This window comes from uncultured Gilvimarinus sp., assembly GCF_963975215.1.
In the GTDB taxonomy this organism is placed as follows: Bacteria; Pseudomonadota; Gammaproteobacteria; order Pseudomonadales; family Cellvibrionaceae; genus Gilvimarinus.
Genome location: NZ_CAXBFW010000014.1, coordinates 1 through 13,761, shown reverse-complemented (window position 1 = coordinate 13,761; position 13,761 = coordinate 1). Strand labels below are relative to the sequence as shown.

Annotated in this window: 12 protein-coding genes; 5 read left to right on the top strand and 7 right to left on the bottom strand. The window is 54.7% G+C overall.

The window, feature by feature from the left end:
- Positions 1–131: 131 nt before the first annotated feature.
- The 4 genes from mobA to AAC019_RS10555 all read left to right on the top strand — a co-directional run bounded on the left by mobA (position 132) and on the right by AAC019_RS10555 (position 3,799).
- Positions 132–755: a molybdenum cofactor guanylyltransferase MobA gene (gene mobA, locus AAC019_RS10570; protein ID WP_339898814.1), complete on the top strand. Its 624-nt coding sequence runs from the start codon at positions 132–134 to the stop codon at positions 753–755.
- A 316-nt stretch (positions 756–1,071) separates the two neighbouring features.
- Positions 1,072–2,556: a SulP family inorganic anion transporter gene (locus AAC019_RS10565; protein WP_339898812.1), complete on the top strand. Its 1,485-nt coding sequence runs from the start codon at positions 1,072–1,074 to the stop codon at positions 2,554–2,556.
- Between the two features lie 20 nt (positions 2,557–2,576).
- Entirely contained in the window at positions 2,577–3,431 is an 855-nt protein-coding gene (locus tag AAC019_RS10560) for a universal stress protein (RefSeq protein ID WP_339898810.1), read from the top strand.
- Positions 3,431–3,799 carry a VanZ family protein gene (locus tag AAC019_RS10555; RefSeq protein ID WP_339898808.1) on the top strand — a complete coding sequence of 123 codons (369 nt, stop codon included), beginning with the start codon at positions 3,431–3,433 and terminating at the stop codon, positions 3,797–3,799. The genes AAC019_RS10560 and AAC019_RS10555 overlap by 1 nt, the downstream gene beginning before the upstream one ends.
- A 21-nt stretch (positions 3,800–3,820) precedes the next feature.
- Here the strand turns inward: AAC019_RS10555 and AAC019_RS10550 are convergent, their stop codons facing one another.
- From AAC019_RS10550 to AAC019_RS10540, 3 genes are all read right to left on the bottom strand, one after another.
- Positions 3,821–4,297: a hypothetical protein gene (locus AAC019_RS10550; RefSeq protein ID WP_339898807.1), complete on the bottom strand. Its 477-nt coding sequence runs from the start codon at positions 4,295–4,297 to the stop codon at positions 3,821–3,823.
- Positions 4,298–4,520: 223 nt separating this feature from the next.
- Positions 4,521–5,333, bottom strand: a complete 813-nt coding sequence (locus AAC019_RS10545) for an SDR family oxidoreductase (RefSeq protein ID WP_339898806.1) — start codon at positions 5,331–5,333, stop codon at positions 4,521–4,523.
- 3 nt (positions 5,334–5,336) lie between these two features.
- Positions 5,337–6,107, bottom strand: a complete 771-nt coding sequence (locus tag AAC019_RS10540) for an enoyl-CoA hydratase (RefSeq protein ID WP_339898805.1) — start codon at positions 6,105–6,107, stop codon at positions 5,337–5,339.
- Between the two features lie 162 nt (positions 6,108–6,269).
- Between AAC019_RS10540 and argS the strand changes: the two genes are divergently transcribed.
- Positions 6,270–8,003 (top strand): arginine--tRNA ligase, encoded by a 1,734-nt coding sequence (gene argS, locus AAC019_RS10535; protein WP_339898803.1) that lies wholly within the window; start codon positions 6,270–6,272, stop codon positions 8,001–8,003.
- 74 nt (positions 8,004–8,077) lie between these two features.
- On the opposite strand, the gene AAC019_RS10530 is transcribed toward argS, so the two are convergent.
- The 4 genes from AAC019_RS10530 to AAC019_RS10515 all read right to left on the bottom strand — a co-directional run.
- Positions 8,078–9,634: a sodium/sugar symporter gene (locus AAC019_RS10530; RefSeq protein WP_339898802.1), complete on the bottom strand. Its 1,557-nt coding sequence runs from the start codon at positions 9,632–9,634 to the stop codon at positions 8,078–8,080.
- Between the two features lie 155 nt (positions 9,635–9,789).
- Positions 9,790–10,923 (bottom strand): aldose epimerase family protein, encoded by a 1,134-nt coding sequence (locus AAC019_RS10525; protein ID WP_339898801.1) that lies wholly within the window; start codon positions 10,921–10,923, stop codon positions 9,790–9,792.
- 163 nt (positions 10,924–11,086) lie between these two features.
- Entirely contained in the window at positions 11,087–12,673 is a 1,587-nt protein-coding gene (locus AAC019_RS10520; RefSeq protein ID WP_339898800.1) for a glycosyl hydrolase family 18 protein, read from the bottom strand.
- Between the two features lie 317 nt (positions 12,674–12,990).
- The coding region (locus tag AAC019_RS10515; RefSeq protein ID WP_339898798.1) for a GGDEF domain-containing protein at positions 12,991–13,761 on the bottom strand (771 nt) is incomplete at its 5' end.

Below are 13,761 nucleotides of genomic sequence, written 5' to 3'. Positions count from 1 at the left end.
GAACCAAACACCGGCTTACCGCTCTATAATGAACACGATTGGACAAAGTGTGGATTCGCAGGTACAAGCGGCTATCCACCGGCACCGAGTCTCCGTATAATTGGCGCTTATTTCTACAAACTCGAGGTGACATGAGTCAGCTTCCAAAACCCGTTGGTGTCCTCTTGGCTGGCGGCCTTGCCCGCCGCATGGGTGGCGGCGACAAATGCCTGCTGCCACTAGGAGACAAGACCCTACTGGCCCGCAGCGTCGAGCGCTCCAACCATCAGGTCAAGCAGCTGCTGCTAAGCGCAAATGGCAACTCGCTGCGCTTTGCCCGCACCAAGCTGCCGGTAATACCCGACGTGTTTGCCGACAACCCGGGGCCCATGGCCGGTATTCACGCCGCCATGAGCTGGATGCAAGAGCATGACAGCGAGAATGAATGGCTGGCCAGCTTTGCCTGCGACACACCGTTTTTCCCCACCGATATGGTTACCCAACTCGAGGCGGCCCGCACCGACGCCACCACCATTATTGTGGCAAGCTCCGGCGGACGGATGCAGCCAGTGTTTGCCCTGTGGCACCGCTGCTTGCTGCCTGAGCTAACCGCCACTCTAACCGCTGGCGGCGATATTCCCTGGCTGCAGCACTGGATCGCCGAGCGCGCCCACGCCGTGGTGGAGTTTGCCTCCGAGCCCTGCGACCCTTTTATCAATATCAATGCCCCGGCCGATTTGTATCACGCACAAGATTTACTCAACAAAATCGGCTAACCATCAGGCGACGCGCTTTGCCACGGCCCCTTACCGATGTAAGCGGCTCTATCTCTACCCGCCAAGGACAAAAAGCGCCGATTTCGTTACACTGCGCCACTTACTCATTGACCCGAATCGACTAACAGCTGCCATGTACCCGATGATCACTCCGCCATAGGCGTCCGAGCCTTATCCACCCTGTTCCCGCTTGCACAGATCAAGCGACTCTGGAGCTCTAGCCCCACACAGGGCTAGCCCAACCCATATTAAAAACTAAGCAGTGCGGCTGTGGGCATAAATGCCTACCCGTACTGATGATACGGATACCAGAAACATGATGAACCATTTGCGCCAACACTGGCTTGGCAATGTCCGTGGCGATGTGCTCTCGGGCACCGTCGTCGCCCTCGCCCTTATCCCCGAAGCTATTGCGTTTTCAATTATCGCCGGGGTAGATCCCAAAGTCGGTTTGTACGCGTCATTCTGTATTGCCTTTGTCACCGCCTTTACCGGTGGCCGGCCCGCCATGATCAGCGCCGCTACCGGCGCCATGGCCTTGCTGATGGTCACCTTGGTAAAAGAGCACGGCCTACAATATTTGTTAGCCGCCTCGGTTTTGTGCGGGGTGTTTCAGATCATCGCCGGGGTGTTTAAGCTCGGCGGCTTGATGCGCTTTGTCTCCCGCTCGGTGGTCACGGGCTTTGTTAACGCCCTGGCGATATTGATCTTTTTGGCCCAGCTGCCTGAAATTACCGGCAGCAACGCCACCCTACCGGTATTTGCCCTGTTAGCAGCGGGCCTCGGTATTATTTACCTACTCCCTTACCTAACCCGCGCCATTCCCTCGCCGCTGGTGTGTATTGTCAGCCTAACGGTGGTGGCGATTTACTTTGGTATCGATGTGCGCACGGTAGGCGACATGGGCGAGCTGCCCGATAGCTTGCCGGTGTTTTTGTTGCCGGATATTCCGCTGAACTTTGAGACCCTGCAAATCATCTTCCCCTACGCCATCACCATGGCTGTGGTTGGCTTGCTTGAGTCTATGATGACCGCCACCATTGTGGATGACTTAACCGACACAGAGAGCAACAAAAATCGCGAGTGTGTCGGCCAGGGCACCGCCAACATCGCCTCGGGCTTTTTGGGCGGTATGGCCGGTTGCGCCATGATCGGCCAGTCGGTGATCAATGTTAAATCCGGCGGCCGTACGCGTTTATCCACCTTAGTGGCCGGTGTGTTTTTGCTTATTTTGGTGGTGTTTTTAGGTGACTGGGTCGCCCGTATTCCCATGGCCGCGCTGGTCGCGGTGATGATTATGGTATCGATTGGTACCTTTAGCTGGTCATCGGTAGCGGCGCTGCGCACCAACCCCAAAAGCTCGTCTATTGTGATGGTCAGCACCGTTGCCGTAGTGGTAGCCACCCACAACCTGGCATTGGGTGTATTGCTCGGGGTGTTACTCAGCGCGCTATTTTTTGCCCGCAAAGTGGGGGATATTTTATACATTGGCAGCACCATGGATGATGCCGGCGAGCATCGGACCTATCAGGTGATTGGCCAGGTATTTTTTACCTCGGCCGAGCAGTTTATCGCCGGCTTCGACTTCAAAGAGGCCGCCGATAAAGTTACCATCGATTTGCACCGCGCTCACTTTTGGGACATTACGGCCATCAGCTCGCTGGACAAAGTCGTACTCAAGTTTCGCCGCGAGGGAACACAGGTGGAGCTGGTTGGTCTGAATGAAGCCAGCGCAACCTTGGTTGATCGTTTTGCGGTGCACGACAAACCCGAAGCCATCGATCAGTTAATGGGCCACTAACGATAAAAAGGATGATCCGCATGCGCAATAAAGTAATCGCCTGTATCGACGACTCGCAATACGCTCAGGCTGTGTGTGATTACGCTGCCTGGTCGGCCAACCAAATGGACGCTCCTTTGAGTTTGTTACACGTGCTCGACGAGCTACCCGCCAGCCGCGGCACCAACTTAAGTGGCACCATTGGCCTCGGCTCCCAAGAGGCTCTGCTCGAAGAGCTGGCCAGCCTGGATGAACGGCGCAGTAAAATCGCTTTGGAGCAGGGCAAAATGATGCTGCAAGCGGCCCGCGAGCGCGTTGCCAGCAACGGCATTAGCGAGCCCGAGTCGCGCCAACGCCATGGCGAGCTGCTGGACGCGTTAAAAGATCTGGAGCAAGAGACGCGCATGCTGGTAGTGGGCAAGCGCGGCGCCGATACCGCCAGCGCCCACGGCCATATTGGCAGTCACCTTGAGGGCATCATTCGCGCTATGCAGTGCCCGGTACTGATTGCACAACAAAGTTTTAGTGCGCCGACGCGGTTTATGATTGCCTTTGACAGTAGCGAGACAGCCTTTAAAGGCGTCGACATGGTAGCCGCCAGCCCGCTATTTAAAGGCATTCCCTGCCACCTGGTGATGGCGGCAACCGATACCGCCGAAAACCGCGCGCCACTTGAGCGGGCGCAGGCCACGCTACAGGCCGCGGGCTTCGACACCACCGCCGCACTCATCACCGGTGATCCGGAAAAAGCTCTGGCCGATTACCAAGAGCAACAAGGCGTCGACCTACTGATTATGGGCGCCTACGGCCACTCGCGTATTCGCCACTTTATTGTTGGCTCCACCACCACTGCAATGATCTGCCGCACGCGTATCTCATTACTGGTGCTGCGCTAATGCCATCGTTTTACGCCGCGTGGCGCAAACTCTGCATCGCACAGTTTTTTGTCATGCTGACCATTTACATTGGCTTTGGTGTGGCGAAAAACCCGGGCGCCGTGGTGGGCGATTTTAACGATTTACTGATGCACTTTAGCGGGTACGTGGTAGCGGGCATATCCATCGGCTTTGCCTTTGGTAAACGCTCGGTAGCATGGCGCTTTTTAGTGTTGTTTTTATTCTCCACCGGCATCGAGTGCATTCAATACACCCTGCCCTGGCGCAGCTTTGATGTGCGCGATATTGCGGCTAATACCGCTGGGATAGTGTTGGGATTGTTGCTTTGGTGGCTAGTATCTTTGATTGTTAGGCGAGCGCTAAAATAAATAACATCGGGCGAATTAACGTTAATGCGTATTAGTGCCGCTCATACTTAAAGTTTTGCCCCCATCGCTGGCGCCTAGCAAGTCCCGCGCACGCTCAACCTCAATTTGTATCATTTTCTCCTTACACGATACACTTGTCCAACCACCTAATTCTGTGATCAAGTAAAACTCACCAGGTGACCCTCCTTCAATTCTAGGAAGGCTAACCCAAAACATGTCTTTCTGCCTCGAGTCGCGGGCAAGCTTCAACTCCAATTCTGTCCTATCGTCTTTCAGAACTACTCTGTAGCTTTCGGCTGGGCTAGAACCACTATGTAGCTTAATAAAGGAAATATTCTCCAGCGCCATTACCAGCCATTCTTTGTCAGCCACGCACCCGTTGATAAAAACTTTTGTCGATGACGAGTTCACAAGCTCAAACACTTCTTCAGCAATAGTCTTCTTTTTAAAATGATCTAAAACTGACCAAAACAACGTAGAAGAAAGAAATGCAAACATCGTAACCACTGTAAGCCTGGTCATTTTTTGTGAGTCACGCTCTACAAAAAACTCACTAGCACAGCTAGAAAAAATATCGCGATCAAAGCAACAAAGATAAGCAGCCCATCAACAACACGGGGATATACAGTATAAAACCAATTAATTGTCATTATTCGTCTTTACCACCAGCGGAAAGTAACACAAAGCCCACTGGTGTAGGCTTTGTGCTGTACCCCTCGTATTATTTATCTTCTAGCATTTTCCCCAATGCGGTTCCAATAGACGCCGCCCCACCCAACTGCCAACCACCATCCACCGGAATCACCGCGCCGGTAATAAAGCCGGCCAAATCGGAGCTTAAAAACAAGCAGGCATCGGCGATATCCCGCGGGCGCCCCATGCGTTTCAGCGGCACGGTTTGCAGGATTTTATCGCGCATTTGCTCGCCCGGGGCTAAACGGTCCATCCCCTCGGTGCCCTCAATGGGGCCCGGGATAATAGAGTTAACCCGCACGCCCTCGCCGCCCCACTCGATGCTGAGGGTACGGGTGATCATATCGACACCGGCTTTAGCTGCGCACACATGAATTTGGCCGGCCATGGCCAGCTGCGCTTGCGGCGCCGAGATATTAACAATGGACGCACCCGGCTTGCGCAAATGCGGGTAAACCGCACTCATTACATGCCAGGTGCCTTTTAGGTCAATATCCACCACCGCGCCAAAACCGTTATCCGATAACTGCCGCGCCAGGGCCGGAAAATTACCGGCCGCGCCCGAAACCACCACATCGAGCGCGCCCCACCGAGCGTTTAGCTGGCTAACCGCCTCGCGCACGGCGTCGCCATCGCGCACATCGGCGCTGTAGCCGCAGGCGTCCTGCGCCCCTTGCGCTTTAAGTGCTGCGACGGTCTCGTCTATTTTGTCCTGTGACCGGCTAATGACACAAACACTGGCGCCGCAGCTGGCGTAGCGCTCGGCAATACCCCGGCAAATACCGCTGGTACCGCCCACGACTAATACGGTTTTTCCTGCACAATCTATCGTTACCGACACGGCTTACCCCTTCTCAGCAGACATTAGTTTTTGCACGGCGGCGCGACACTCATCGCCCGACAGGCACTTAGCAAACTCAGCAAGCTCGGCCTCAACCACCGCCTCCAGATCAATTTGGGCACCGGCACGCAATAGCTTTTTACTAATCGCCAGCGCCTCGGGCGGACGATTAGCCAGCTCGCGGCATACCCAATCGACTTCACCCGACAGGCGTTCATCGCTGTACACCTCATTAATTAAACCAAAGCGGTGAGCATCGGGTGCGGCGATGGCATCGCCCAGCAGCAGTAGCTCGCGCGCACGGGCTACGCCCACGCGTTGAGCCAGTAAGGCGCTGGCACCAAACTCGGGGCACAGGCCCAACTTAACAAACGGCAGCTGAAAAAACGCATCTTCGCTGGCGTAAACAAAGTCGCAGTGCAGCAACAGCGTGGTGCCAATACCCACGGCCGCACCGTTCACCTCGGCTACCAGCGGCTTTTGCAGTGCCATCACCGCCCCCATAAATTGCCGCGCCGGGTGGGCCTCGGTCAGCTCCGGGGCCGACATAAAATCGGCCAGATCATTGCCAGAGGTAAAACTATCGCCGCTTCCGGTAATGCGCACGACGCGCACCTCGGAAGCGGTATCGGCCCAGCGCAACACATCGGCCAGCGACTGATACATCGCCAGTGACAGAGCATTTTTTTGCGCGGGACGGTTAATTTGAATGGTTAATACCGAGCGGACACACTCGGCTTTAATTTGGTCGCACAGCTGCAGCGGCAGATTCACTCTCACCTCCTGGGTTATAAGCTACCCGTTGAGTGTAGACCCTCCGCCGCCAAGCCGAAACCCGTGCAAGTCACAACCTGAGCTGCCGCGCCTTCTGGGCAGATGACACCCTCGCGCCTGACCGGTACAATTGCGCCTCACCCAATGACAGACTTAGGCACTATGAACATCCGCGAACAGCTTACCTCCCGAATCCAAACCGCCATGACGTTGGCCGGCATCCCTATCGAGTGTCGCCCCATGGTGGCCGCGGCCAAAAAAGCAGGCTTTGGTGACTACCAGGCCAACGGCGCTATGGGTGCCGCCAAAAAAATGGGCACCAACCCACGGGAGCTGGCGGCCAAAATTGTCGAGCTGGTTGAGCTGGACGATATCGCCGACAAGCTGGAGATCGCCGGTCCTGGCTTTATCAACATTCATTTAAAGCCCGAGTGGCTGGCCGGGTGTGTCGCCGATGCCGAGCAAGATCCGGCGCTGGCCATTAACCCTGCCGCCGAGCCAAAAACCATTGTGGTGGATTACTCATCCCCCAACCTCGCCAAAGAGATGCACGTAGGCCATTTGCGCTCGAGCATTATTGGCGATGCCCTGGTGCGTATTCTTGCCCGCCTGGGCCACAAGGTGATTCGGCAAAACCACGTGGGCGATTGGGGCACGCAATTTGGCATGCTGATCGCGGAGCTGGAAGAAACCCTGCAAACCGACGCCAGCGCCGCCATGGCCCTAAAAGATTTAGAGGTGTTTTACCAGCAGGCCAAAGCACACTTTGATGCCGACGAGGCGTTTGCCGATAAGGCCCGCAACTATGTGGTTAAGCTGCAGTCGGGCGACGCCGATGTATTAAAGCTGTGGGAACAATTTAAGCAAGTATCGCTAGAGCACAGCGCCGATATTTACCGCAAGCTCAACGTCACCCTAACCGACGCCGACGTGTGTGGTGAGAGCTTTTACAACGAAGATTTAGCGCCGCTACTGCACGAGCTGCAAGCGCAAGGGCTGGCCGTCGAAGACCAGGGCGCCCAGGTAGTGTTTTTGCAAGAGCTGGCCGATAAAGAAGGCAACCCTTCGCCGGTTATTATTCAAAAGAAAGGCGGTGGTTTTTTATACGCCACCACCGATTTGGCTGCCATTCGCTACCGTGCTGGCCAGCTGGGTGCCGACCGCATTTTGTACTTTATCGATGCGCGCCAGTCCCTGCATATGCAACAGGTGTTTACCCTGGCCCGCAAAGCCGGCTTTGTCGACAGCGACGTAAGCTTAGAGCATCACGCCTTTGGCACCATGATGGGCGCCGACGGCAAGCCCTTTAAAACCCGCTCGGGCGGCACGGTAAAATTATCGGCACTACTCGACGAAGCCGTAGAGCGCGCGGCGGCCGTTATTACCGAGAAAAACCCCGAGCTGGAAGGCGCCAATGACATCGCCCGTAAAGTGGGTATCGGCGCCGTTAAGTACGCGGATTTATCCAAAACGCGAACCAACGATTACGTGTTTAACTGGGACACCATGCTCAGCTTTGAGGGCAATACCGCGCCTTACTTGCAGTACGCTTACACACGTATTCAAAGTATTTTTCGCAAAGCCGAGATTGACCCGGACAATTTAACGGGCAACATCGTGTTGGGCAGCGAGCAGGAAAAAGCACTGGCCATTAAGTTACTGCAACTGGGTGAAGTATTAGAGCAAGTCGCACAGGATGCCATGCCGCACTTGTTGTGCACCTACCTGTACGATCTGGCCAGCCTCTATATGCGCTTTTATGAGGCCTGCCCGATCTTAAAATCCGATGTGCCAGCCGAGCTGCGCGCCAGTCGTCTGCGTTTGTGCCACGCGGTATCGCGCACACTGGCAACCGGTTTGGACATGCTCGGTATTGAGGTCAGCGAGCGCATGTAACCCCGCGCTCTAGCGCCACTAAAAAAGCCCGGCTGTTATCCACAGCCGGGCTTTTTTGTGCTCACTAATGACGCTTACCACCAGGTGGCGTAAAGCGCGATTAAAATCAACACAATACAAGCGGCGGCAATTTTAAAACCGCCACTGGTCGAAAAGTCCACTTGCTTGAGGTCAATGGCCTTTTCACTGTTTTTCTTAGAGCAAGCCGCTAACCCTAGCGCCATACAAACGATAAAGATCAAACCCACACGATCCATAAACGGCAACTCGGGCCACAACCAGCGCGCGAGGATCGACAACACAACCGAAGAAACCGCAGCCAGCAGTGCCGAGTTAGCATTGGCCCGTTTAACAAAAAAGCCCAAAATAAAAATCGCCACGACACCGGGGGTAAAGAAGCCGGTAAACTCCTGAATATATTGAAAGGCCTGATCCATTTTGCCCAATAACGGCTCGGCGATAATCATGGCAACCAGCATAGCGGTCACAGCCGCTACCCGGCCGATCATCACCAGCTTTTTCTCAGAGTTAACTCCGCCGTGCAGCTGGCGGTAAATGTCCATGGTAAAAATCGTGGAAACACTGTTGGCCATAGAGCTAAGCGACGACGCAATGGCCGCAACCAGCGCGGCAAAGGCCAGGCCCATAAGCCCGGTGGGCACCAGCTTCATCATCTCTGGGTAGGCCATATCGGGGCGCTCTAAATCCGGCGCCAGCACCAGGGCGGCAATACCGGGCAACACCACCAACACGGGCATTAACACCTTTAAAAACGCGGCAAAAGCCACCCCTTTTTGCGCCTCGCGTAAACTTTTAGCGGCCAAAGTGCGCTGGGTTATGTACTGATTAAACCCCCAGTAGGAAAGATTCATAATCCACATACCGCCGATGAGCACCGAGATACCTGGCAAGCTAATGTAGTCCTCGTGTTCGGGCGAGAGAATTAAATCAAAGCTCTCCGGCGTTTTATCTAGCAACACCTGAAACCCGGCAATAAAACCTGCACCACCAGAAACCTCGACCAGCGCTAAATAGCTAACCAGCAAGCCGCCTAACACCAGTAGCGTCACTTGCACGATATCGGTAAGCGCTACGGCCTTTAAACCACCGTACAATGAATAGGCCATCGAGAACACGGCCAAAAACAACATGCCGTACAGCATATCGACACCGACGATGGTTTTGATGGCCAGTGCGCCCAAATAAAGCACCGCCGTTAAATTCACAAAGGTATAAACCGCCAGCCAAAAGAATGCCATTACCAGCTGCACGCGCTTATCAAAGCGCTGCTCTAAAAACTGCGGCATGGTGTAGATTTTTTTCTCTAGCAGTATCGGCAAAAACCATTTACCGATAACCATCAGCGTGATTGCCGCCATCCACTCGTAAGAGGCAATCGCCAGGCCGATGGCATAACCGGAGCCCGACATACCAATGATTTGCTCCGCCGATATATTAGCCGCCACTAACGACGAGCCAATAGCCCACCAGGGCAAAGCGTTACCCGCTAAAAAGTAATCCGAGCTGTTTTTGGTGTGGCCGGACTTTTCGCGTGATACCCACCACGCCAGCAGCAAAAGAAATACACAGTAGGCGACGAATACCCCTACATCGATGGTGCTTATAGCCATGGACTCAACCCTTCAGACATTTACTATTATATTTATCGCCAGCAGCCTCACTAAGACGCCTGTATGTCACATCTTAACCGCAAAACCACTGACAAAGGCAAACGTCTGGCGGAACGCCGCCACAAACATTTGCCTTTAAAATAACCGGGCTACCGCTACAGCGTCGAAAACCGGTACACCGTGCGCGAAGAATAACGATCACCCGCTTTTAAGGTAGTGCGCGGAAAGTGCGGCTGATTGGGGGAATCCGCGAAGTGTTGCGGCTCCAGCGCCACACCAGCGTGCTTGCCATAGGTCGCGCCATCTTTAGCGGAGGTTTTACCGTTTAAGTGATTACCGGTGTATACCTGTAGGCCCGGCTCAGTGGTCAGCACTTGCATAACACGTCCACTGGCAGGGTCTGTGAGCGTGGCCGCCAACGCCACATCACCGCTAAACGCCCCACGGCGCAACACCCAGTTATGATCATAGCCAAGCGCTGCTTTGAGCATAGCATTGTCGGCGTTGATATCCCGCCCTATGGCTTTGGCCTGGGTAAAATCAAACACGGTATTGCGCACCGACAAAATCTCACCAGTGGGTATGGCTGTGTCATCCACTGGCGTATAAAAATCAGCGTTAAGCGCCAATTGATGTTTAAGAATATCGCCCGAGTCGTGCCCGGATAAATTAAAGTAACTGTGGTGAGTCAGGTTGATCACCGTATCGGCATCTGCGGTTGCCTGATAGTCAATCTGCAAGGCGTTGTCTTGGGTTAAACGATAGGTGACAGCCACCTGTAAACTTCCCGGATACCCTTCGTCGCCGGCTTTACTTAAAAGGGTAAATCGAACCGCCGGTTCATCCGAGTCGTCCAGCACCTCGCCTTGCCACAGGCGCTTGTCAAAACCGACGGTGCCGCCATGCAGGTGATTGGGCGGGTTGTTATTGGCCAGCTGATAGCTTTTGCCGTTTAACTTAAAGCGGCCCTTCGCGATTCGATTAGCGTAGCGGCCAATGGTGGCGCCAAAGAACGGGCTGTCCGACAAATATTGTCGGGGGTTATCAAAGCCCAGCACCACATCGGCGTGCTCGCCGTTGCGGTCAGGCATCGTCAGGCTGACCAATAAAGCGCCTAAATCTGTGAGCTCGGCGCGGCTGCCGCTGGCATTACTAAGGCTGTACAACCGGGTGGTTCGGCCGTCTTCAAGTGAGCCAAACTCACTGACCACCACGGCCGATGTGGCAGGTACGGCCAACAGCGTTAAAAACAAGCACAAAATTACAGGGCGGGCGGATCGTGAAAACATATGGCCTCTCATTATAGTCGTCTAGACAATTATATTATCGAGAGATTGTCGCCCAGCTTAGGCGCGCTGTCTATGGCATCACCGGCAATTTAGCACCACTTAACAAACACAAAAAAGGCGGCTGATTGACAGCCGCCCACGAGAGAAAAGTAACCAGGGTGGCTTAAGGTAGATTATCCACCTTATCGCCAATGGGCCCCGAGAAAATAAAGCCGTCGTAAATATCCCAGTTAATCGACCAGGTCATTACCCCGCTAAAATCCGGGTAGATACCACCGGCGTCGATAGAGCCACACTGAGTGCCCCGGGTAATACAGTCGAGGGCATCCATAATCGCCTGGTTAGTGGCCTGGCCAGAGCCGGCCGAGGCGGGACCAGACGGCAAACCCAGTGACACCTGCTGCGGATCAAGCCCTTCAAAGTAAACATTACCCGCGGTCTGAAAGCCCTCGATCAGCATACGCGCCGAGGCCACCATCATATCCACCGAGCCCGCCGGGTAGGATTGTGGCGCATAAGGCGTTTGCAAGCCGCCATTGTTGTACAGCTGCACATGCAACAGATCGAGCAAATCGCGGGTTTGATCGATAATCGGCAGGTAAGCGCCCCAGATACCGCCATAGGCGGTGTGGCCACCTTGCACATAAGGATGCTCCGGTGCCATGGTTAGCGCCATGCCCCCTACATTGGTATCGATGGCGCGTATAGCGCCGGGTAAGCGCGCCTGAATTTGCGTCCCGTGCAACAGCTGCGAGCCGCTTTCCAGATCGATATCGATGCCATCAAAACCCCACTCGTTAATCAGGTCGGTCAAGCTGCTGACAAAGTTCGCTTCGTCGGCATCGGTGTTCAGGGTAATGGTCCCTTCGGCACCGCCTAGCGACAGTACAAAAATCTTACCCTGCGCCTGCATGGCCGCCATATCTTGCTTAAATTGCGCGGGGTCTAAGCCGGCGCAGCTAGAGCCTGAACCGTCAAACAGGTTAAAGTGCACGGTGCCATTGCTGGCCGGATCGTTATCAGCAAAGGCGATATCAATCACATCCCAGGCATCAGAGATTTGCGACAGCGGAATCGGACAGCCCGCCGGGTTTTGAAAGTTGTGCCAATAACCCACCAGTGCATGGCGGGGGAAGTCACCGGTGTAACCGCCGCCGGGAACCGAGCTGGATGACGAGCTATTAGAGCTTGAACTGCTAGTGCTGGACGAGCTACTCGAAGAGCCGCCGTCACAGCTTTGCACCAGCGTCCAGGCGTCCTGCCAGTGGGCACCGGCGCCGGGCTCGTACGCCCAAGCGGCATTGGACGAACACCAACCGGCAACATCACAGCGGTATTCATTACCGAGATTCTCAACCAGATCCCCGCCACTGTAGCTGGTGCCGGCCACATAGCCCGGCGAGCCACAGCTACCAGTGGGCACCGACGACGAGCTGGAAGATAGCGATGAAGAGCTGCTGGAGGATGAGCTGGACACGCTAGAGCTGCTGGAGGAGCTAGCGCTATCGTCACAGACCCCCAGAGAAGTCCACTGCTGGTACTGCCCTGAGTGCTGAGCCGGAATATCACCGCGCGTCCACCAATTGGCCTCGTAGGCGCTGCCGGCATCCTGTACCTGCATGCCGCCGGTATAGGCCGTGCTCGCATTCCAATCGTTCAGTCCGGAGCAGTTAAGCGTCTGTGCACTGGCATTGATGGCCGCACTGCCGGCGCACAGCGCTGCAAGCGAAAGTAATTTTTTATGATACATGTCTATCCCTCTATTTTTGTTTTGACGACACAACCAATGGCGTTAGCCCATTTTTTGCGTCGTATAAAGCTGTTCTTTGCCCCCTAAGATTCACCAAGGGAACAAATCAGCAATCAAGGTATCTGGGATTCCTGCCCGACAAGAGCGCGTCATGCGCAATCTGGAGCTCGACAAGCGGTATCGCATAAGCCGTAGGACAACGTTGTCAGGGACAGCAATATCACGCCCAATTGCGCAAAACAAACCAGTAGCATGAGGGTGTGATGCAGTACCGGTTTTGATTTCTAATAGAAATATAAAAGCAGCGTCCCAAAAGCTTAAAGAGATAAACCGGATTCGTCGGCAGGCGGACCTAGCGCCTCAAACACCACCTGATTACGCCCCTGAGCTTTAGCCCGGTACAAGCCCATATCGGCCCGCCGGATCAAATCGTGTATGGACTCGCCCTGCTGGTACCCGGCAATACCAAAACTTAAGGTAATACCGCCACACAGCGGCTTAATCGCGCTGGAGCCGGCGACCCGTTGTCGCAGAGCATCCATTAACAGCAGAGCTCGCGGTCCATCGGTATTGCTAAGGGCCAACAGTAGCTCCTCACCGCCCCAGCGAGCCAGCAAATCAGTACTGCGCAACCGCGCTTTTAATAGCAGTGCTATGCACTGCAACACCTGGTCGCCAATACCATGGCCATAGGTATCATTAACTCGCTTAAAGTAATCGACATCCGCCAGAGCCACACAAAACCCGCCTTGCCCACGATCAGCGTGGGCTTTTAGCTGCTCCATATGCTCCGTCATATAGCGGCGGTTTAATAAACCTGTTAACGGGTCGTGAGTCGCCAGCGAAATAAGCTGTTGCTGCTGGTGCTCATTGACCACGCGCACACTCATAATTCCCAGCATCATAGCGCCGCCGCCAAACAGCACATTCGCCACATACACCCAGTGCTGATACTCGCCAAAAACACGGTTAAAGTGAATGGTGCCACCCCACAGCTCTAATAGCGCAAACAACACAATACACAACACCCCCGCGAGCCCGGCATAGCGCACACTAACCCCGGGGTTTGCCACCACCAAACAGGCGGC